Genomic DNA, 21,300 nt, shown 5'->3' on the forward strand with positions numbered 1-21,300 from the left:
TTGGCGTTCAGGCGGAACTCGACGCCTTCTTCCATCATCAGGTTGATGCGGCGGTCGATCACCCATTTTTCGAGCTTGAAGTCGGGGATGCCGTAGCGGAGCAGGCCGCCGGGGGCGTCGTCGCGCTCGTAGACCGTGACCTGGTGGCCGGCGGCGTTGAGCTGGGCGGCGGCGGCGAGACCGGCGGGGCCGGAGCCGATGACGGCGACTTTTTTGCCGGAGCGGACCTTGGGGGCGTGGGCCTTGACGAGGCCCTTGTCAAAGGCGATCTCGATGATGTGTTTCTCGATCTCCTCGATGGCTACCGGGGGCTGGTTGATGCCCAGGACGCACGCGCTTTCGCAGGGCGCGGGGCAGATACGGCCGGTGAACTCGGGGAAATTATTGGTGGCGCTGAGGATCTCGTAGGCCTCGGCCCAGTTCTTTTGGTATACGGCGTCGTTGAACTCGGGGATGACGTTGCCGAGCGGGCATCCGCTGTGGCAAAACGGGATGCCGCAGTTCATGCAGCGCGCGGCTTGCTGGTTGAGCTTACCGTCGTCGAGGCGGTTGACGAACTCGTTATAGTCGTTGACGCGTTCGGTGGCCGGGCGCTTTGACGGCAGCTCCCTCGTAAATTCTAAAAATCCTGTTGGCTTACCCATGCTTATTCACGTTCGAGGTTTTGAAATGGGGGGCGGGAACGGTGGCGGCGTGGCTTGCGGCGGGGGCGCTTTGGAGTACGCGTTTGTACTCCTGCGGGAACACCTTGATGAACCGTTGCGCCTGGTTGTCCCAGTCGTCGAGGATGAACTTCGCGACCGAGCTGCCGGTATGCTCGTAGTGACGGGAAATCATTTCCTGGACCAGCGTCACGTCGGACGGGGACAGCGGGTCGAGGTCGACCATCTCACGGTTGCACTGGCGGGCGAAGCGGCCGGAGGCGTCGTAGACGTAGGCGATGCCCCCGCTCATACCGGCGGCGAAGTTGCGACCGGTGTCGCCGAGGATGACGACGCGGCCGCCGGTCATGTATTCGCAACCGTGATCCCCTACCCCTTCGACGACGGCGTTGGCGCCGGAGTTGCGGACGGCGAAGCGTTCGCCGGCTTTGCCCCGGATGTAGATTTCCCCGTCGGTGGCGCCGTAGAGGGCGACGTTGCCGATGATGATGTTGTCTTCGGCTACGAAGCTGGCGTCGCGGCTGGGATAGACGATCAGGCGGGCGCCGGAGAGGCCCTTGCCGAAGTAGTCGTTGGCGTCGCCTTCGAGCTCCAGGGTGATTCCCTTCGTGTTGAACGCGCCGAAGGATTGACCTGCGGTACCGGTGAAGGAGAAGTGCAGCGTGTTATCGGGAAGCCCGGCGGCGCGGTACTTCTTGGTGATCTCGTTGGAGAGGATGGTCCCGACGGTTCGGTCGGTATTCTTCAGCGCGAAGGACGCCTGTACGGGCGTAGCCTTTTCGAGCGCGGGCGCCGCGGCCTTGAGCAGCTTCCAGTCCAGGATGCCGGTCAGGCCGTGGTCCTGGTCCTCCTGGCAGTACAGACCGGTGGTTGGCGCGGAGGGCTCTTCAAACAAAATGGGGCTGAGGTCGAGCTTCTTGTATTTCCAGTGCTTGAGGTCTTCGCGGACCTGGAGGTTGGAGACCTGGCCGATCATCTCGTTGACCGTACGGAAACCCAGCTCCGCCATGATCTCGCGCAATTCCCGGGTCAGGAACTTGAAGAAGTTGACGACGTGGTCGGGGTCGCCGGCAAAACGCCCGCGCAGCTCCGCGTCCTGTGTCGCTATACCCACGGGGCAGGTGTTCACGTGGCATTTGCGCATCATGATACAGCCTTCGACCACCAGGGCGGCGGTGGCGATCCCCCATTCTTCGGCGCCCAGCAGGGCGGCGACGGCGAGGTCGCGGCCGGTCCGCAGCTGGCCGTCGGTCTGGACGGTGACGCGGCTGCGGAGCTTGTTCTTCACGAGGGTCTGGTGGGTTTCGGCAAGACCGAGCTCCCAGGGCAGACCGGCGTGCCGGATAGAGCTGATGGGCGATGCGCCTGTGCCCCCGTCGTGACCGGCGATGACGATGACGTCGGCCTTGGCTTTGGCCACGCCGGCGGCGATCGTGCCTACGCCGGCCTTGGATACCAGCTTGACGCTGATGCGCGCGGCGCGGTTGGCGTTCTTGAGGTCGAAGATCAGCTGGGCAAGATCCTCAATTGAGTAGATATCGTGGTGCGGCGGGGGCGAAATCAGCCCGACGCCGGGGGTGGAGTGACGCGTTTTGGCGATCCATTCGTCGACCTTGTGGCCGGGGAGCTGGCCGCCCTCGCCGGGCTTGGCGCCCTGGGCCATCTTGATCTGGAGCTCGTCGGCTTCGGTCAGGTAGAGGCTGGTCACGCCAAAACGGGCGGAAGCCACCTGCTTGATCGCGGAGCGCATCGAGTCACCGTTGGGCAGGCGTTCGAAACGCGCGGGGTCCTCGCCGCCTTCGCCGGTGTTGCTTTTGCCGCCGAGACGATTCATCGCGATGGCCAGGGTCGAATGCGCCTCGTGCGAGATCGACCCAAAAGACATGGCGCCCGTGGCGAAACGTCTGTATATGTTTTCCTCGGGTTCTACCTCGTCGATCGAGATCGAGGGGCGCGTGCGCTTAAAGGTCAGCAGGCTCCGCAGCGTCAGGGCCTTTTCATCCTGGTCGTTGATCGTCTTGGTGAACTTCTTGAAGACGCTGTAGTCGTTGGTCCGGGTCGACAGCTGGAGGTAGTGGATGCTGTTCGGGTTGAACAGGTGGGCTTCACCCTTGCGCTTCCACTGGTAAACCCCGCCTACGGGCAACCGATCGATGGGTACCTCCTTGCGGCTGAAGCCGAGGAAGTGACGCGCGAGGATTTCCTTGGCGATCTCGTCGAGCCCCATGCCCTCGATACGGGATACGGCGCCGGTGAAGTAGGTATCGACCACGGCCCGGTTGAGGCCGATGATCTCGAATATCTGGGCGCCCTGGTAGGACTGGAGGGTCGAGATCCCCATCTTGGAGAAGACCTTCAACAGCCCGTCGCAGACGGCCTTGATGTAGTTCTTTTTGAGCTGTTCGACGTCCAGGTCGGTCTGGAGCTTGCCAAAGAGCTTCATGTCGCGGATGGTCGACAGCGCGAGGTACGGGTTGATGGCCGTCACCCCGAACCCGATCAGACAGGCGTAGTGGTGGACTTCCCATACGTCGCCGGCTTCGACGACGATCCCAACCTTACCCCGGAGGCCCTTGCGGGTGAGGTGGTGGTGTACCGCGGAAACGGCCAGGAGAGACGGGATGCTCGCGTGTTCGGAGTCGATGGCGCGGTCGGTGAGGACGAGGACCTTGAAACCGTCTTCGACAGCGTCCACGGCGTAGCGGCAGAGACGGTCGAGACCCGCCTTCAGCGCGCCCGGTTGTCCGCTGGCGCGGAAATAGGTCTGCAGGGTCTTTGCCTGGAAGATGCCCGTGTCGATGGAGCGGATCTTTTCCAATTCATGGTTGGTGAGCACGGGTTGTTGCAGCGCCACGGTGTGACAGGCCAGCGGGTCTTCCGCGAGCATGTTATCGGTGGACCCCACGAACGTCGCCAGCGACATCACCATCCTTTCCCGGATGGGGTCGATGGGCGGGTTGGTGACCTGCGCGAACAATTGCTTGAAGTAGTTGGCCAGGTGCTGCGGCTGGTCGCTCAGCACGGCCAGCGGGGTGTCGTTCCCCATGGAGCCTACCGGCTCCTTGCCCGTCAGGGACATGGGCGCGACGATCACCTCCAGGTCCTCGGTGGAATAACCGAAGGCCTTCTGGTATTTGAATATTTGGTCGTGCTCGAGGTGCGTGAAGGTCACGCGCGGCTCGGGGAGCTCGTCCAGGCGGATCTTGTATTTATTGAGCCATTCGCCGTATGGCTTTTGGGAACAGATGGTCTGCTTCAATTCCTCGTCGGAGATGATGCGGCCCTGTTCCATGTCGACGACGAACATCTTGCCGGGCTGGAGGCGGCCGTACTCGATCACCGTCTTGGGGTCGACGGGGAGGGCGCCGGTCTCGGAAGCCATGATGACGCGGTCGTCGTTGGTGATACAGTAGCGCGAGGGGCGCAGACCGTTACGGTCGAGCGTGGCGCCGATGATCCTGCCGTCGGTGAACGAGATCGAAGCGGGGCCGTCCCAGGGCTCCATGATGGAGGCGTGATATTCGTAAAAGGCTTTTTTGACGGGGTCCATATGGTCGTTCCCGTCCCAGGCCTCGGGGATGAGCATCATCATGACGTGCGGCAGCGAACGGCCGGTCAGCGTCAGGAGCTCGATCATGTTGTCCAGGCAGGCGGAGTCGGACTGGGTACCGGCCACGACGGGCAGGAGCATGTCCATTTCCTCCTGGGTGAAGTAGGGGGACGTGAAACCCCTTTCACTCGTCCTGAGCCAGTTCAGGTTCCCCTGGAGGGTATTGATTTCCCCGTTGTGCGCGATAAAGCGGAAGGGTTGCGCCAGGTCCCAGGACGGGAAGGTGTTGGTCGCAAAACGCGAGTGCACCAAACCGAAGGCGGACACCAGGCGGCGGTTGGACAGGTCGGTGAAGTACTGGCGCACCTGGCCGGAGGTCAGCTGGCCTTTATACACGACCGTCTTATACGAAAGGGAGGCGATGTAAAATCCTATGGCATCCTTACGAACCGTGTTGCGGATCGTGTGGGATGCGTAGTTGCGCAGCACGAACAGTTTGCGCTCGAAGTCGTCGGGGTTCTGGATGTGGTCCGGGCAGGCGACGAAGACCTGCTCCATTTCGGGTTCCACGCTCAAAGCGGTCGGCCCCACCGGGTCTGAGACGACCGGTACGCGGCGATACGCCAGGACTTCCAGCCCGAGGCGTTCCGCGGCCCTTTGGAAGATCGACCGGCATTCTTCGCGCAGCCGTATTTCTCTTGGGAAAAACAACACCCCTACCCCATACCGCCCGTAGGCCGGCAGGTGCACGCCTAATTTCAGGCACTCCTCGAAAAAGAATTCGTGGGGGGTCTGGATCATGATCCCCGCGCCGTCGCCCGTGTTGTCTTCGCAACCACAGGCGCCGCGGTGCTCCATGTTTTCCAGGATGGTCAGGGCATCTGAAACGATCTGATGGGATTTATGCCCCTTGATGTTCGCGACAAACCCAATACCACAGGCATCATGTTCGAATCTTGCGTTGTACAAGCCTCCATTACTCATAGCAAATAAATTTTACACCTCATTAATCTATTACTAAAAACCGGCGTACGGAGGCAGCAATCGTTGTAAATCCCTTGATTTATTGAACAGACTTCAATAATACGACATTTTTCCGAGATTTTATTCAGTTGGGTTGTTCACTTTTTGTGGATAACCCCGCTTGTCGTCGTTGCAGTTAGACCAGGTAGCTGAACAGCTCGTCGTCGTCGTTCAAGGTGGTGTAGGTGATCTGGTAGGCCTTCATACGGGCGATAAGCTGCTGATAATCTGCTCTATCCTGGAGCTCTATACCGATGAGGGCGGGGCCGGACTCTTTGTTCGTTTTTTGCATGTATTCAAATCGTACGATATCGTCGTTGGGGCCCAGGACGTTGGAGACGAATTCTTTTAGGGCGCCGGGGCGTTGGGCGAAGCGGATCAGGAAGTAGTGCTTGAGGCCCTCGTAACGGAGGGAGCGTTCCCGGATCTCGGGCATGCGGTCGAGGTCGTTGTTGCCGCCGCTAACGACGCAGACGACGGTTTTGCCTTCGATCTGGCGTTTGTAGGCGTCCAGCGAGGCGATGGCGAGGGCGCCGGCGGGTTCGGCGACGATGGCGTTTTCGTTGTAGAGGCGGATGATCGTGCTGCAGACCTGGCCTTCGTGGACCAGGTGGACGTCGTCGAGGACCTCCTTGAGGTATTGGAAGGTCACCTCGCCTATCCTTTTGACGGCGGCGCCGTCGACGAAGGTGTCGATCTGCGGGAGGGTGACGGGCTCGCCGGCCTTCCAGGCGAGGGCCAGGGAGGGCGCGCCCTGGGGCTCGACACCGATGAGCTTGGTCTGGGGGCTGAAGGTCCGGAAATAGTAGCCGGTACCGGAGGCCAGACCGCCCCCGCCCACGGGCAGGAACAGCCAGTCGATGTTGCCGAGCTCTTCGAGGATTTCCTTGCCGACGGTGGCCTGGCCCTCGATGATGCTTTGGTGGTCGAAGGGCGGGATGAACGTCATCTTGTTCTGCTCGGTGAACGTCAGGGCCTCCTTCAGGCACTGGTCGAAGGTGTCGCCGACCAGTACGATGGAAACCTTATCCCCGCCGAAATTGCGGACCTGTTGAAGCTTCTGCTTCGGCGTAATAACGGGCATGTATATGGTGCCGTTCACCTGCATCTGGTGACAGGCGTAGGCGAAACCCTGGGCGTGGTTGCCGGCGCTGGCGCAGACGACGCCCTTGGAGAGGACCTCGGGGCTCAGTTGCGCCATCATGTTGTAGGCGCCCCTGATCTTATAGGAACGCACGACCTGGAGGTCTTCCCGCTTCAGGTAGACGTGGCAGCGGTAGCGCTGCGACAGCCGGTGGTTGTACTCCAGCGGCGTCTTGCGGACGACCTTGCGGAGCCGCTCGTAGGCGGCGTCGACGGCCAGGGGAGTGAGTGTAGTGAGCATTTTAGGGGGGTTAAAAGCCCCGGGGGCCGGAAGGGCCGCCCGGGGCGTAAAAAAGGGGGCGCCGGTGGCGCTAGGCTTTTTGGTTCTCGGGGCGGAGGCTGCGGACTGCCTTGCCGGCCTGCCAAAGCTCGCTTTCGCGGAGCTCTTTCAGCTCGGCGTCGAGCTTTTCACGGTAGTCCTTCTGGCTGTTGGAGTCGATGGAGCGCTGGGATTCCTTGCCGGTGGCGACGCTCTCATAGAGCTCGTCGAACACGGGCTGCGTAGCGGCCTTGAACTTTTTCCACCAGTCGAGCGCGCCGCGCTGGGCGGTGGTGGAGCAGTTGGCATACATCCAGTCCATCCCGTTTTCCGCGACCAGCGGCATCAACGACTGGGTCAGCTCCTCGACGGTCTCGTTGAAGGCTTCCGAGGGGGTGTGACCACGTTTGCGCAGGGTTTCGTACTGGGCGGCGAAGATGCCCTGGATGGCGCCCATCAGGGTGCCGCGTTCGCCGGTGAGGTCGCTGTATACTTCTTTTTTGAAGTCGGTTTCGAACAGGTAACCGCTACCTACGGCGATCCCGAGCGCGATGACGCGGTCGCGCGCCTTGCCGGTGGCGTCCTGGAAGATGGCGTAGCTGCTGTTCAGCCCGCGACCTTGCAAGAACATGCGGCGGAGTGACGTACCGGACCCCTTGGGGGCGACCAGGAACACGTCTACGTCCTTGGGCGGGATAATACCGGTCTGCTCGTTGAAGGTGATCCCGAAGCCATGGGAGAAGTACAGGGCCTTCCCGGCGGTCAGGTGTTTCTTCACGGTCGGCCAGAGCTCGATCTGGGCGGCGTCGGAGAGCAGGTAGCAAATGATGGTGCCTTTCTGGAGGGCTTCTTCGATCTCGAAGAGGGTTTCGCCGGGTACGAAGCCGTCTTTTACGGCCTTGTCCCAGGTCTTGGAGTTCTTCCGCTGACCGACGATGACGTTGATCCCGTTATCCCTTTGGTTCAGTGCCTGGCCGGGCCCCTGGACGCCGTAGCCGATGACGGCTATGGTCTCGTTCTTGAGCGTTTCCTGCGCCTTTGCCAGGGGGAATTCTTCGCGGGTAACTACGTTTTCTTCAACCCCGCCGAAATTGATTTTTGCCATTTGTTTGGTTTATAGTTTATACTGGTTTTTACATACTAAAGACTTCAGCGCCCTTGCCGAGGTACTCGTTCTCGATGACGGCTTCGCCGGGCTCGCGGTTCTCGAATTCCTTCAGCTTCTCGTGGAAGCCGTTGGAGTCCTTGATGATGGCGACCCTGGCCGAACGGACGAACTCGATCAGGCCGTAGGGCTCGAGGGCCTTGATGAGCTTGTCGGTCTCTTCGCGGTGACCGGTGGCCTCGAAGACGGTGTAGTCCTTGCGGATCACGACCGCGCGGGCGCCGTATTCCCTGAGGAGGCGCTCGACGGATACCTTCTCGGCGATGACGTCGGTGGGCACCTTGTAGAGGGCCAGCTCCTGCCAGACGAGCTCTTCGTTGGTGTTGAAATACGCCTTGAGGACCTCGACCTGTTTTTCGATCTGGCGGCACAGCTTCCGGACCACGTCTTCAAACTCGTTGATGACGATGGTGAAGCGGTGGATGCCCTCGATCTCGGACGGAGACGTATTGAGGCTCTCGATGTTGATTTTCCTGCGGGAAAACATGATCGCGATGCGGTTCAGCAGGCCGATCTGGTTTTCGGTATAGACGGTGATGGTAAATTCCTGTTTGGACATAACGTTGTTGTTTAGCCTTAGCTAAGGCGGATTTCGGATACGCTGCAACCCTGGGGAACCATGGGGAAGACGTTGTTTTCCTTGCCGACCATGACTTCTAACAGGTAGGCGCCTTTATGATCGAGCATCGTCTTGAGGGCTGTCTTCAGGTCTGTTCGGGCGCTTATACTGGCGCCGGCTATGCCATAGCCCTTGGCAACGGTAACGTAGTCGGGGCTCGTGATATTGACGAAGCTGTACCGCTTATCGTTGAAGAGCTCCTGCCACTGCCGTACCATTCCGAGGAACTGGTTGTTCAGGATGAGTATCTTGACGGCGGCGCCGAACTGCATGATCGTCCCCAGCTCCTGGATGGTCATCTGTATCCCCCCGTCCCCGATGATGGCGACGACGGTGCGGTCGGGCGCGCCGTATTTGGCGCCGATGGCCGCGGGAAGGCCGAAGCCCATGGTGCCGAGCCCACCGGACGTGACGTTGCTCATGGTCTCGTTGAACTGTGCGTACCGGCAGGCGACCATCTGGTGCTGGCCTACGTCGGTGACGATGACGGCGTGGCCGCCGGTGAGCTCGTTGAGGACCTTTACGACTTCACCCATGGTCATTTGTTCGGCCGTGGGGTTGAGCTCGGGTTGGATGACGGTGTCGATTTCCTTTTTTTCCAGCTCGCGGAATTTCTTCAGCCACCCGTCGTGTGTTTTCTGTTCGAGGAGCGCCGTTAACAGCGGCAGCGTCTCCTTGCAATCTCCCCAAACCGGTACCGCGCTCTTTACGTTCTTGTCGATCTCCGCGGGGTCGATGTCGAGGTGTACGACCTGCGCCTGTTTGGCGTACTTGTCCAGCCTGCCGGTGACCCGGTCGTCAAAACGCATCCCGACCGCGATCAGGACGTCGCATTCGTTGGTCAGGACGTTGGGGGCATAGTTGCCGTGCATACCCAGCATGCCCACGCCGAGCGGGTGGCCGCTGGGGAGCGCGCTCAGACCGAGGACCGTCCAGGCCGCGGGGAGCCCGCCCTTTTCGATAAAGGTCTTGAATTCCGACTCCGCGTGACCCAGGATGACGCCCTGGCCAAAGATGACGAAAGGCTTCTTTGCCTGGTTGATCAGTTTGGCGGCCTGTTCGATGTATTCCTTGCGGACGATGGGCTTGGGCCGGTAGCTGCGGACGTGCGTACAGGGGACGTAACCGTTATAGTCGAATTTCTGTACCTGCGCGTTCTTGGTGATGTCGATCAGCACAGGGCCAGGCCGCCCGGTGCGGGCGATATAGAAGGCCTTGGCCAGTACCGCGGGGATTTCGGTGGCGTCGGTCACCTGGTAGTTCCACTTGGTGACGGGCGTGGTGATGTTGATGACGTCGGTTTCCTGGAAGGCATCGGTGCCCAGCAGGCTCGCAAATACCTGTCCCGTGACCGCCACGAGGGGTGTGGAGTCGATCATCGCGTCCGCCAGACCGGTGACGAGGTTGGTAGCGCCCGGACCGCTGGTCGCGAAGACCACGCCCACCTTGCCGCTCGTGCGGGCATAGCCCTGAGCGGCGTGGATGCCGCCTTGCTCGTGCCGCACCAGGATGTGCTCCAGCTTGTCCTGGTAGTCGTAGAGCGCGTCGTAGATCGGCATGATGGCGCCACCGGGGTAGCCGAAGATGGTGTCGACGCCTTCGGCAAGGAAGGCTTCCAGGACGGCCTGGGAGCCGCTGAGCGTGGTCGCTGCCGCGGTTTTGGGGGCCGCGGGCGCTGCGGGCGCGTCGGTCTTCGCGGGCGCGGTCTTCGTTATATTGGGCATTTCCATATAGAAGTCTTTTTAATTTTTATTGTTCGTCGGTTACACAACCTTCGGCGGCCGTTTTTACCGAGCGTATGTATTTATACAAAACCCCTTTGGTCGCGTTGAGCGGGGGTTGTTTCCATTTCTTCCTGCGCCCGTCCAGCTCGGCGTCGGAGAGCTTTACGTTCATCGTATTGTTCACCGCGTCGAGCTCGATGACGTCGTCGTCCTGTACGAGCGCGATACCGCCGCCTTCAAAGGCTTCGGGCGTGATGTGCCCCACCACGAAACCGTGGGTGCCGCCGCTGAAACGGCCGTCGGTGATCAGGGCCACCGACTTGCCCAGCCCCGCGCCGATCAGCGCGGACGTGGGCTTTAGCATCTCGGGCATACCAGGCGCGCCCCGGGGGCCCACGTAACGGATCACCACCACGTCGCCTTCTTTGACTCGACCGCTGGAAATACCCTCGATCAACTGGTGCTCCCCGTCAAATACCCGGGCCGGGCCGGAGAACTTCTCCCCTTCCTTTCCGGTGATCTTGGCAACGCTGCCGCCGGTGGCGAGGTTGCCATAGAGTATTTGCAGGTGACCCGTGGCCTTGATGGGCTGTTCCAGCGGGAATATGATTTTTTGTGTGGAGAAATCCAGGCTGGGGATGTCGTTCAGGTTGGCCGCGATAGTCTTCCCCGTTACCGTCAGGCAGTCGCCGTGCAGCAGGCCTTTCTCCAGCAGGTACTTCATGACCGCCGGCGTACCGCCGTGCTCGTGGAGGTCCTGCATCTGGTATTTGCCGCTGGGCTTGAAGTCCGCGAGCATCGGGACCCGGTCGGACACCGCCTGGAAGTCGTCCTGCGTCAGGTTTACGTTCACCGACCGCGCCATCGCGATGAGGTGGAGCACCGCGTTGGTGCTGCCGCCGAGGACCATGACGGTGACCATGGCGTTTTCAAAGGCCTTCCGCGTCATGATGTCGGAGGGCTTGATGTCTTTTTCGAGGAGCAGCTTGATCGCCTTGCCGGCGGTGGCGCACTCCTTGCGTTTGTCTTCGCTCACGGCGGGGTTGGAGGAGGAATACGGGAGGCTCATCCCCAGCGCCTCTATGGCCGCGGCCATGGTGTTGGCGGTGTACATCCCGCCGCAGGCGCCCGCGCCCGGACACGAGTGCATCACGATACCCTTGAAGTCCGCGTCGCTCAGCTTCCCCGCAATCTTTTGCCCCAGCGCCTCGAAGGCGGACACGATGTTCAGGTCCTGGCCCTGGTAATGGCCCGGTGCGATCGTCCCGCCGTATACCATGATGGCCGGCCGGTTCAGCCGTCCCATGGCCATGACGGACCCGGGCATGTTCTTGTCGCAGCCGGGGATGGCGATCAAACCGTCGTAGTACTGGCCCCCGCAGATCGTTTCGATCGAGTCCGCGATCACGTCCCGGCTCACGAGCGAATACCGCATCCCGTCCGTACCGTTGGCCATGCCGTCGCTCACCCCGATGGTGTTAAAGGTCAGGCCCACCATGTCGTTTTCCCACACCCCTTTTTTGACCACCGCGGCCAAATCGTTGAGGTGCATGTTACAGGTGTTCCCGTCATAACCCATGCTCGCAATCCCTACCTGCGCCTTCTTCAGATCGTCGTCCGTCAGGCCGATCCCATAGAACATGGCTTGCGCGCCGGGTTGGGTCGGGTCCTGGGTGAGCGTTTTGCTGTACTTGTTTAATTCCATTTCGTTTGTTCGTTTACCGTAAAAAAAAACCGCCTCGGTTCGGAGGCGGTTCGTATTTCGATCTTGTCGTTTACTTATACAACACCACCTCCCGTCAGGGTAATAATAATCACCACCACAATAACTGCGTTGCGAATGATAACATTGATATGACGGTTGGATAACATGGTGTACTGTCGTCAGACAAATGTATAGCATCGCGCTTACAATACAAAAAAAGAACTTCGGGCGCCTTGCGAACGGTCGTTGGCGCTATATGATCGTCGACTTCGAGATCGAGAGGTGCTCCCGATCCACGCCCGCCGGCAATTTTTGCTCTACGTAGTCGCGGATCAGGTCGCCGATCGTTGACGTGCTGTAATAATTCACATGGTCGATGTCCTTGGTCACAAAACCGTGGGTCAGCGTCCATTCCACGCCGGCGCGGACTTCGGAGGCCTCTTCGGTAAGTCCGAGGTGGTCCAGGAGCATGGCGGCGGACAGGATCGAACCGACGGGGTTGGCAATGTCCTTACCAGCGGCCTGGGGATATGACCCGTGGATCGGCTCAAACAGGGCGGAACCCGCGCCGATGGAGGCGGAGGGCAGCATACCCAGGGACCCGCTGATGATGCTGGCTTCGTCGGAAAGGATGTCCCCGAACATATTCTCGGTGAGGACCACATCGAATTGTTTGGGGTTGAGCATCAGCTGCATGGCCGCGTTGTCGACAAACATGAAGTCGACCTTGACGTCGGCGTATTCGGCCGACAGGTCCTGTACCACCTTGCGCCAGAGCCGGGACGTTTCCAGGACGTTGGCTTTGTCGACCAGGGTCAGGTGCTTGCGGCGCCCTTGTGCGTAGGTAAAAGCCAGGCGGCTGACGCGTTCAATCTCCGAACGGCTGTAGGTACACTCGTCGAGGGCGGTCATGCCGTCTTCGCTGAGTTGTTTTTTACCAAAATAAATACCGCCGGTGAGCTCCCGGAAGATGACCATGTCCACGCCTTCGAGGTTCTTGGGTTTGAGGGGCGACAGGTGGTTCAACGTGGGATACGTGCTCACGGGGCGGATGTTGGCGAAGAGCTGGAGCGACTTGCGCAGCTTCAGCAGCCCCTGCTCCGGCCGTACCTTGGCGGTCGGGTCGTTGTCGTACTTCGGGTGGCCTATGGCGCCAAAAAGGATGGCGTCGCTGGAAAGACAGACCTCGATGGTCTCGTCGGGCAGCGGGCTGCCCGTCTTATCGATGGCGTCCGCGCCCATCAGGCAGTACGTGTACTGGAAGGCGTGGCCAAAACGGGAGGCTACGGCATCCAGAATCTTTATCGATTGCTTGGTTACCTCGGGGCCGATCCCATCTCCATTAATGACGGCGATGTTTTTGTTCATATGACTTCAGCGTTGTACGGTTTTTATTTTGTGGTTATAAGGTCCGTTTTCTACGATTTTGCCGCTATCCAATGCCAGCAGGTGATCGATGCTTTGGGGTAGCTGGTCTGTTCTGTGGCTGACGTATAAGAGCGTTCTTTCCTCCGTCATCAGCTCGTCGACCACACGGATGAAGTGCGCGGCTTGTTGCTCATCGAGCCCCTGACAGGGTTCGTCCAGGATCAGCACCGGCGGGTTCTTGACCAGGGCGCGGGCGAGCAGCGTGAGGCGCTGGCGGCCGATGGAGAGGTCCTGGAGGCGGCGGTGCCGCTGGGTGGTTAGGTCGAAAACCTCCAGCCACTGGTCCACGATGGCTTTTTGCTCATCGGAGGTTGTCCTGTAAAGACCCGTCGTGTCGAAAAAACCGGTGGCGATGGCGTCGGCGCAGCTGGTTTGCTGATCGAAGTACCAGTGGAGCTCGGGGGAGATGTAGCCTATGCGGCGTTTTAGATCCCAGATGCTCTCGCCGGTGCCGCGGCGTTTATCGAATAAATAGATTTCGTTGGCGTAGGCCTGGGGATTGTCGCCCACGACCAGGCTGAGGAGCGTCGACTTGCCGGCGCCGTTGTGGCCTTTGAGCCACCAGCGTTCGCCTTTGTTTACGGTCCAGGTGATGCCGCTCAGGACTTTTTTGCCGTCATAGACTACGTTCACGTGCGACATGCGGATGAAGGTGGCGAAGTCCGTTTCTATGGGGGCTTGTTGCGGGAGCTCGATCGGTTTCAGGGGCAATTCGGACGGTGAGCCGTGGATCAGCTGATACGCCGCGCGGGGCACGATCTCGAGCGCACCGGCGCTGAGCGTAGCTACGTGGGTGATGATTTGTGGCAACTGCGCCGCGTCGGCGATGATGATGAGTTGGGTGCCGTGCTTTGCTATGCTGTCGAACAGCTTGTCCAGGTTTGCGCAGGTGGCGGCGTCGAGACCCAGGTAAGGGTTGTCGAGCACCAGCAGCTGCGGGCGGGAGATAAAGGCGCGGGCCAGCTGGAGTTTCTTGTGCTCGCCGCTGGAGAGCTGCACCAGCGAGGCGTAGGCGCGGTGGTCGACGTGGAGGGCGCGGAGCAGGTCCCAGGCTTCGGCTTCGGCGTCGGGGGCGGCGGTTAGGAGTTCTTCCAGCAGTGTCGCCGCGTTCTCGGCGTCCTGGCTGTTATAGCGTTGTTGGTAGTAAAATCCGGAGGAAAGACCGGTGTGGTCCTTGAAATGATGCCACTGGTCGACGAACAGGGCTTTAGGTACGGCGTCGCCGGGGGTTTTTATCGGGGCGTAGTCGATCTGGAGCGCGCCGCGGTGAAAGACGAGGCCGCAGAGGGCTTTGCCCAGCGTGGACTTGCCTACGCCGGCGGCGCCGGTGAGGAGCCAGTGCTCCCCTTTTGCCATGGAGAAGGTAAGGTCCGTGAACAGCGGGCGGGGCCCGGCGTTTATGGAGAACAGCTCCGCCGTCAGGAAAGGCACGCCGCCCGGGGCGGACGGGGTCTTATGGTCGGGACCGCTCATATTGTTCGATTTCGGGCCGGATGCTGAGCAGGTAGTCGATGTCGTCGTAGCCGTTCAGCAGACAGGTCTTTTTATATCCGTTGATGGCGAAGGTTTCTTTTTCGCCGGTGGCGTCGATGGTGACGGTTTGGGCGGCCAGGTCGACGGTGACGGTGGCCGTGCGGTCGAGGCCCAGTAGCTTCTGGAGGAAGGGCTCGCCCACCTGGACGGGGAGCAGGCCGTTATTCAGGGCATTGTTCCGGAAAATGTCGGCAAAAAAGCTGGACACCACGACCCTGAAACCGTAGTCGGCGATCGCCCAGGCGGCGTGCTCGCGGCTGGAACCGCAACCGAAGTTCTTGCCGGCGACGAGCACCTGTCCGCCGTACAGCGGGTTGTTGAGGATAAAGTCCTGGATCGGCGCGCCGGTGTTGTCGTAGCGCCAGTCGCGGAAGAGGTTCTCGCCAAAGCCGTCCTTGGTGGTGGCTTTGAGGAACCGGGCGGGGATGATCTGGTCGGTGTCCACGTTTTCCATGGGCATCGGAACTATCGTGCTCGTTATCGTCGTGAATGCGTTCATTTTATAGCTTTTATCCTGAGTCTTTTGTAATCCGCGAACCATACGCCTCCGCGGTAGTGGCCCGGTTTAAGCAGCTCCACCGCGCGGTTGATGATGCGTTCGGTTTCTTCGGGTGCCAGGCGGCGGAAGAAGAATTCGCCGAACATCCTGATCCAGCCGTCCATGCCGCCTTCCAGGCGGGTTTCGCGGTCGAAGTGAAGGGCCGTGGTGACGCGGAAACCGGCCTTTTCGAGCAGTGACGTGTATTCCCCGACCGATGGAAAATACCAGCCCTCGCCGGTAAGGCGTTCGCGGCAGCCGTTCTCCCACATCGCTTCCTCGACGGCCTGGATGATGTCCTGTACGTTGCCCTTGCCGCCCATCTCGAGGACGAGACGGCCGCCCGGTTTGAGCGCGCGGTGCATACAGGCGATGGCCGCATCCTGGTCGTCGACCCAGTGCAGGGCCGCGTTGGAGAAGAGCGCGTCGAAGGGCTCGCCGTAGGCAAAGTCGCGGATGTCCTTTACGTCGAAGGTCAGGGACGGGTAAGATGCTTTGGCTTTTTCGATCATCTGCGCGGAAAAGTCCATCCCGGTGACCCTGGCGCCGTATTCGGCGATCTCCGAGGCCAGCTGACCGGTGCCGCAACCCACGTCGAGGATGCGTTCGCCCTTTTGGGGCGCGAGCCAGCCGACGAGGTCTTCGCCGTACTTCGAGACGAAGGCGTATTTATCGTCGTAGAGATTTGCGTTCCACTTTACTTCAGGCATGGGTCCAGGTTTTTATATGAGCTCGCGAATGTCCGTCACGCGCCCGGTGATCGCCGCGGCGGCCGCGGTGAGCGGGCTGGCCAGCAGGGTGCGGGCGCCGGCGCCCTGACGGCCTTCGAAGTTGCGGTTCGAGGTCGAGACGCAGTATTCGCCGGCGGGGACCTTGTCCTCGTTCATCCCGAGACAGGCGCTACAGCCCGGCTGGCGGATGACGAAGCCGGCCTCTTCGAATATCTTGTCGAGCCCCTCGGCGCGTACCTGGGCGGCGACCTGTTGCGAGCCGGGGACGATCATCACGTTGACCGAAGGCGCGCGGTGGCGGCCCTTGATGACGGAGGCGACCATGCGGAGGTCTTCGATACGGGAATTGGTGCAGCTGCCGATAAAGACGTGCTGCACGGGCATGCCCAGCAAAGGCGTCCCCTCTTCGAGACCCATGTATTGGAGCGCCTTGGCGATGACGCGTTTTTCCATGTCGTCGGGAACGGAATCGAGCGCGGGGATGTTACCGGTGACGGATATGCCCAGACCGGGGTTTGTCCCGTAGGTGATCATCGGGGTGATGTCCGCGGCGTCGAAGACGTACTCCGTGTCGAAGGTGGCGTCCTCGTCGGTAACGAGCCGGCGCCATTCGGCGACCTTCTTGTCCCAATCGGCGCCGTGGGGAGCGAAGGGGCGACCCTTCATATAAGCGAACGTGGTGTCGTCGGGGGCGATCATACCGCTCCGGGCGCCCATTTCGATACTCATGTTACAAACGGTCATCCGGGCCTCCATGCTCAGCGCGCGGATGGCCGAACCCGCAAACTCCACGGAGTAGCCCGTGGCGCCGGCGGCGGTGATCTGCGAAATGATATACAGGATGATGTCCTTGGCGACGACGCCCTTGTTCAGCTCTCCCTCGATGCGGATGCGCATCAGCCTGGGGTGCGACTGGAGCAGGCACTGGGAGGCGAAAACCATCTCCACCTCGCTGGTGCCGATCCCAAAGGCGATGGAGCCAAAGGCCCCGTGCGTGGACGTATGGCTGTCCCCGCAGACGATGGTCATCCCTGGCTGGGTGATGCCCAGCTCAGGCCCGATGACGTGGACGATACCCTGGTAGGCGTGCCCCAGGCCGTAGAGCTCCACGCCGTGACGGGCGCAGTTCTCGGTCAGCATCTGGACCTGTTTGCGGCTCAGTTCGTCCTTTATAGGGAGGTGCTGGTTCTCGGTGGGGACATTATGGTCGGCGGTGGCCAGGATCTGGCCGGGACGGAAGAGGTCCACGCCGCGGGTTTCGATGCCCTTGAAGGCCTGCGGGCTCGTGACCTCGTGGATCAGGTGCTCGTCGATATAAATTACGTCGGGGCCGTCGGGTATGGATTTTACGACGTGTTTTTCCCAAATTTTGTCAAAGAGAGTCTTTCCCATCTATAATAGCTTTTAATCGTTCAAGTTGTAGCAGGGCGGCGAGGGCCGCGAGGCCTTAGACCGTGGCGGTTTCGGTTTCGTACTTATGCGCCAATGCCTTCAGGTCGGCGTCCTCGACTTCTTTCTTGCTGTCGGCCACGATGAGGAAGCGCTCGTACAGAACGTCCACGTCATTGCGGTTGAAGCCGTAGCCCAGCTTGTGGAAGCGGTGGGCCAGGGCGCTGCGGCCGCTGCGGGCGGTCAGGACGATCTTGGAGCCGGCGGCGCCCACTTCTTCGGGGCGGATGATCTCGTAGGTTTCGGCTTGTTTGAGGAAGCCGTCCTGGTGGATTCCGGAGCTGTGGGCGAAGGCGTTCATCCCGACGATGGCCTTGTTGGGCTGGACGGGGACGCGCATGGTGTCGGAGACCAGCTGGCTGATCGGGTTGAGGTGCTCGGTATGGATGCCGGTGTAGAGGCCCAGGCTTTCGTGTTGCTTGATGACCATCACGACCTCTTCCAGGGAGGTGTTGCCGGCGCGTTCGCCGATGCCGTTGATGGTGCACTCGATCTGGCGGGCGCCGGCGATGGCCCCGGCGATGGAGTTGGCGGTGGCCAGGCCCAGGTCGTTGTGGCAGTGACAGGAGATCACGGCCTTGTCGATGTTCGGGACGTTGTTGACCAGGTAGGCGATCCTTTCACCGTATTGGTGGGGCAGGCAGTAACCGGTGGTGTCGGGGATGTTGACCACGGTGGCGCCGGCTTTGATGACGGCTTCGATCATCCGCGCCAGGAAGGCGAGGTCGGCCCGGCCGGCGTCCTCGGCGAAGAACTCCACGTCGGGGACGAACTTCCGGGCGTAAGCGGTGGCCTTTACGGCCCGCTCCAGGATTTCCTCCCGGGTCGCATTAAATTTATGCCTAATGTGTATATCGGAGCTGCCAATACCGGTGTGGATACGGGGACGGCGGGCTTTTTTGAGGGCCTCGGCGGCAACCTCTATGTCTTTTTCGACCGCGCGGGTCAGACCGCAGACGGTTACATCCTTTACGTGGGAGGCAATGGCCGCTACGGATTCAAAGTCCCCGGGACTGGAAATCGGGAAACCGGCCTCGATGATGTCCACACCGAGGGCCTCCAGGGCCTGCGCTACTTCGATCTTCTCCTTGGTATTCAGTTTACACCCGGGAACCTGTTCACCGTCTCTGAGGGTCGTGTCAAAAATGAAAATTTTGTCGGGCATGGCAGGGTATTTTTTGGTACCTCTAACGAAGGTATCTTTGCCTGTTTTCGTATTCAAATCAAAATAGGGGGGTAAATACACTGGCTATCCCCCTGTTTAACACGCCAAACTGTCTGTGGATGCGGGTTTCAACCTAAACGAATTACGATGCCCAATAGAACAAAAGACGAACTGTTTCAACTAGTTAAATCTTTGCAAAAGGCCGAAAAACGCAATTTCAAGCTCTTTGTGAACCGGAATAATGGCGAAACGGAGGATTTGAAGGTGGTGACCCTGTTCGACGCCCTGGACAAAATGGAGGCCTACGACGAAGACACCCTCCTCCGCAAGAACCCCACGATAAAAAAGCAGCAGCTGTCCAACCTGAAGGCCCAGCTCTTTCGCCAGATCCTGTCCTCCCTCCGGCTGATCCAGGACGAAAACAACGTCGAGATCGACCTGCACGAGCAGATGGACTATGCTAAGATATTGTACGACAAGGCCTTATATCAACAGAGCTTAAAGGTTCTGGAGAAGATCAAGGAACACGCCCGTGAGTATCACCAGCTATCCTATGTCCTCCAGGCACTGACCTTTGAAAAGAAAATCGAGTCGCTGCATATCACCCGGAGTATCGAAAACCGGGCGGAGCAGCTCGCCCGGGAAACAGAAATAGCTGATGAGCAGTGGATTATGATGGGCCGTTTGTCCAACCTGGCGCTCCAGCTGTATGGCTGGTACATCCAGATGGGGCACGCCCGGGACGAAAAGGATGTGATGGCGGTCAAGGCATTTTTCCAGTCCAACATGCCCGTTAACGCCAAGAACGTGGAGAGTTTTTATGAAAAACTCTATCTCTACCAGGCGGCCTGCTGGTACCATTACATTTTGCAGGACTTCCTGCTTTTTTACCGCTCCTGCCAGAAATGGGTCGACCTTTTTGAGCAATGCCCGGTCATGAAGGGGGTGGAAACGGTCCAGTATATAAAGGGCGTCCACAACCTGCTGATCGCCCACTTTGTCCTGTTGAACCACGAGAAGTTCATCCCTACCCTGGAGGCTTTCGAGGCCTTTACCCAATCGGAGCTGGCCACACGGAATACCACTACCACCGTCCAGTCCTTTGTCTATCTGTACATTTCGAAGATCGACCGGCATTTCATGGAAGGTACGTTCACCGAGGGGCTGTCACTGATCCCGGAGATCGAGGAGCGGCTGGAGGCCTATGAAATCCACATGGACCGCCACCGGGTGCTGGTCTTTTATTATAAGATCGCCTGTCTGCTCTTCGGGAGCGGGGACAACGAGCGTGCCATCGAATACCTCAACAAGATCATCCACTGGAAGGTGGACCTGAGGACCGACCTGCAATGCTACGCCCGGCTCCTGCACCTGATCGCCCACTATGAATTGGGTCACTGGGAGCTGCTGGAATACCTGATTAAATCGGTCTACCGCTTTATGGCCAAAATGCAAAACCTGAGCGTCGTGGAGGAGGAAATCTTCAAATTCCTCCGGAAGGCATTCTCCCTCAAACCGGGCCAGGTGAGGAGCGCTTTCGCCACCCTCCGGGACAAGCTCGTCCGGTACGAGGAAAGTCCGCTGGAAAGCCGGTCCTTCATGTACCTCGACATCATTTCCTGGCTCGAAAGCAAGATCCGGCAGGTACCCGTCCAGGAAATCATGCAGGAGAAATACCGGCTTGACTATCAAAGAAAAAAACGATACCTTTAGTCCACAAATCCGAATCCTATGCAAAAGAACATCGCCACCCTGGCGATCCTGCTCCTGCTGTATGGCTGCAGTAAGAAAGACAGTACCCCATCCGGGATCAACATCGACGGAGGTACATCCGGCCCTTCCAACACCTGGCTCAGCACGATCTCCGCACCTACTCAGGCCGATTCGACGTTCACCGTCATCCATTTCAACAGCGATCATTCGGTGGCGCAGATCATCCAGACCGAATATGCCTTTGGCGCCGGTTATTTCGGGGAAGACACGACGTACATCACGGCAACCCTCCCGGTCTACCAGGGCGGACGGTTGGTCTCCATCGAAACCACGCCCGACACGACGGCCGCCACCGGCACGGTCGCCGCGGCTTTCGACTATACTACAGCGGGGGCTTTGCAACGCATCCGCTATAACCCCGGCACCAGCTCGTACACCTACGATTCCGTAACGACCGGCGCGGGGGGACTGCTCTCGGCCAGCTACCACTTCGCGTTAAACACGGCGGGGACGGCCATGACCGAACAATACTTCGAGAACTATACCTGGGACGGCAAGAAGGATCTGCAGTCGATCCTGGTCAACAACATCGACCCCTCGAATGGTTCGGTGTCCAGCCTCACGGTGACGTATACCTACGACGGTTTTTACAACCCGTATAAGACGGTAAAGGACCTGCCCTTTATGTTCGGTCAGCTGGGTGACATAGTCCCGCTGCTGTCCGCGTCCAATCCCCTGGGCTCTACCCTCGTCGGGTACAGCTCCGCTAATAACTACTCTTACCAGTACAACCCCAATAATTTACCGGCCTCACAAAATCTACAGATACTCCAGTCAGGGTCCATAAAACAATCTACATTTGTGTACTTCAAGTACACCAATTAAAACAAGGA

15 protein-coding genes are annotated in these 21,300 nt (G+C 59.8%); 2 read left to right on the forward strand and 13 right to left on the reverse strand.

All coding sequences use genetic code 11. The features are described from left to right. The 13 genes from VL547_RS16250 to VL547_RS16310 form a co-directional block, all read right to left on the reverse strand. Positions 1–644, reverse strand: a 644-nt coding sequence (locus VL547_RS16250; protein WP_325579721.1) for an FAD-dependent oxidoreductase, incomplete at its 3' end; no start/stop codon positions are given. Further along, positions 637–5,196, reverse strand: a complete 4,560-nt coding sequence (gene gltB, locus VL547_RS16255) for a glutamate synthase large subunit (RefSeq protein WP_325579723.1) — start codon at positions 5,194–5,196, stop codon at positions 637–639. The genes VL547_RS16250 and gltB, both read right to left, overlap by 8 nt. 175 nt (positions 5,197–5,371) lie before the next feature. Continuing rightward, the gene (ilvA, locus tag VL547_RS16260; protein WP_325579725.1) at positions 5,372–6,619 is read right to left on the reverse strand and encodes a threonine ammonia-lyase IlvA; all 1,248 of its coding nucleotides are present in this window, start codon (positions 6,617–6,619) and stop codon (positions 5,372–5,374) included. A 70-nt stretch (positions 6,620–6,689) separates the two neighbouring features. Beyond that, complete coding sequence (gene ilvC / locus VL547_RS16265; protein ID WP_325579727.1) at positions 6,690–7,742, reverse strand: ketol-acid reductoisomerase; 1,053 nt, start codon at positions 7,740–7,742, stop codon at positions 6,690–6,692. Positions 7,743–7,770: 28 nt separating this feature from the next. Continuing rightward, entirely contained in the window at positions 7,771–8,361 is a 591-nt protein-coding gene (ilvN, locus tag VL547_RS16270; protein WP_325579729.1) for an acetolactate synthase small subunit, read from the reverse strand. A 17-nt stretch (positions 8,362–8,378) separates the two neighbouring features. After that, positions 8,379–10,151: a biosynthetic-type acetolactate synthase large subunit gene (ilvB, locus tag VL547_RS16275; RefSeq protein ID WP_325579731.1), complete on the reverse strand. Its 1,773-nt coding sequence runs from the start codon at positions 10,149–10,151 to the stop codon at positions 8,379–8,381. A gap of 19 nt (positions 10,152–10,170) precedes the next feature. Beyond that, the gene (ilvD, locus tag VL547_RS16280) at positions 10,171–11,850 is read right to left on the reverse strand and encodes a dihydroxy-acid dehydratase (RefSeq protein ID WP_325579733.1); all 1,680 of its coding nucleotides are present in this window, start codon (positions 11,848–11,850) and stop codon (positions 10,171–10,173) included. 252 nt (positions 11,851–12,102) lie between these two features. Beyond that, the gene (gene leuB / locus VL547_RS16285) at positions 12,103–13,218 is read right to left on the reverse strand and encodes a 3-isopropylmalate dehydrogenase (RefSeq protein WP_325579735.1); all 1,116 of its coding nucleotides are present in this window, start codon (positions 13,216–13,218) and stop codon (positions 12,103–12,105) included. Between the two features lie 6 nt (positions 13,219–13,224). Next, positions 13,225–14,751, reverse strand: a complete 1,527-nt coding sequence (locus VL547_RS16290) for an ATP-binding cassette domain-containing protein (protein WP_325579737.1) — start codon at positions 14,749–14,751, stop codon at positions 13,225–13,227. Then, positions 14,732–15,310, reverse strand: coding sequence for a 3-isopropylmalate dehydratase small subunit (gene leuD, locus VL547_RS16295; RefSeq protein ID WP_325579739.1), 579 nt, complete (start codon positions 15,308–15,310; stop codon positions 14,732–14,734). Before leuD ends, VL547_RS16290 begins: the two co-directional genes overlap by 20 nt. After that, entirely contained in the window at positions 15,307–16,059 is a 753-nt protein-coding gene (locus VL547_RS16300) for a class I SAM-dependent methyltransferase (RefSeq protein ID WP_325579741.1), read from the reverse strand. The genes leuD and VL547_RS16300 overlap by 4 nt, the downstream gene beginning before the upstream one ends. A gap of 12 nt (positions 16,060–16,071) precedes the next feature. Further along, a complete protein-coding gene (leuC, locus tag VL547_RS16305) occupies positions 16,072–17,472 on the reverse strand; it encodes a 3-isopropylmalate dehydratase large subunit (protein WP_325579743.1) in 1,401 nt (466 codons plus the stop codon). 55 nt (positions 17,473–17,527) lie between these two features. Then, positions 17,528–18,694, reverse strand: coding sequence for a 2-isopropylmalate synthase (locus VL547_RS16310; protein ID WP_325579745.1), 1,167 nt, complete (start codon positions 18,692–18,694; stop codon positions 17,528–17,530). Positions 18,695–18,886: 192 nt separating this feature from the next. On the opposite strand from VL547_RS16310, the gene VL547_RS16315 reads away from it, so the two are divergent. Together VL547_RS16315 and VL547_RS16320 are read left to right on the forward strand one after the other, a co-directional pair. Then, positions 18,887–20,407 carry a hypothetical protein gene (locus tag VL547_RS16315; protein ID WP_325579747.1) on the forward strand — a complete coding sequence of 507 codons (1,521 nt, stop codon included), beginning with the start codon at positions 18,887–18,889 and terminating at the stop codon, positions 20,405–20,407. A gap of 18 nt (positions 20,408–20,425) precedes the next feature. Continuing rightward, a complete protein-coding gene (locus VL547_RS16320; protein ID WP_325579749.1) occupies positions 20,426–21,292 on the forward strand; it encodes a hypothetical protein in 867 nt (288 codons plus the stop codon). Positions 21,293–21,300 lie beyond the last annotated feature (8 nt).

Source organism: Dinghuibacter sp. (assembly GCF_035492835.1).
GTDB lineage: Bacteria > Bacteroidota > Bacteroidia > Chitinophagales > Chitinophagaceae > Dinghuibacter.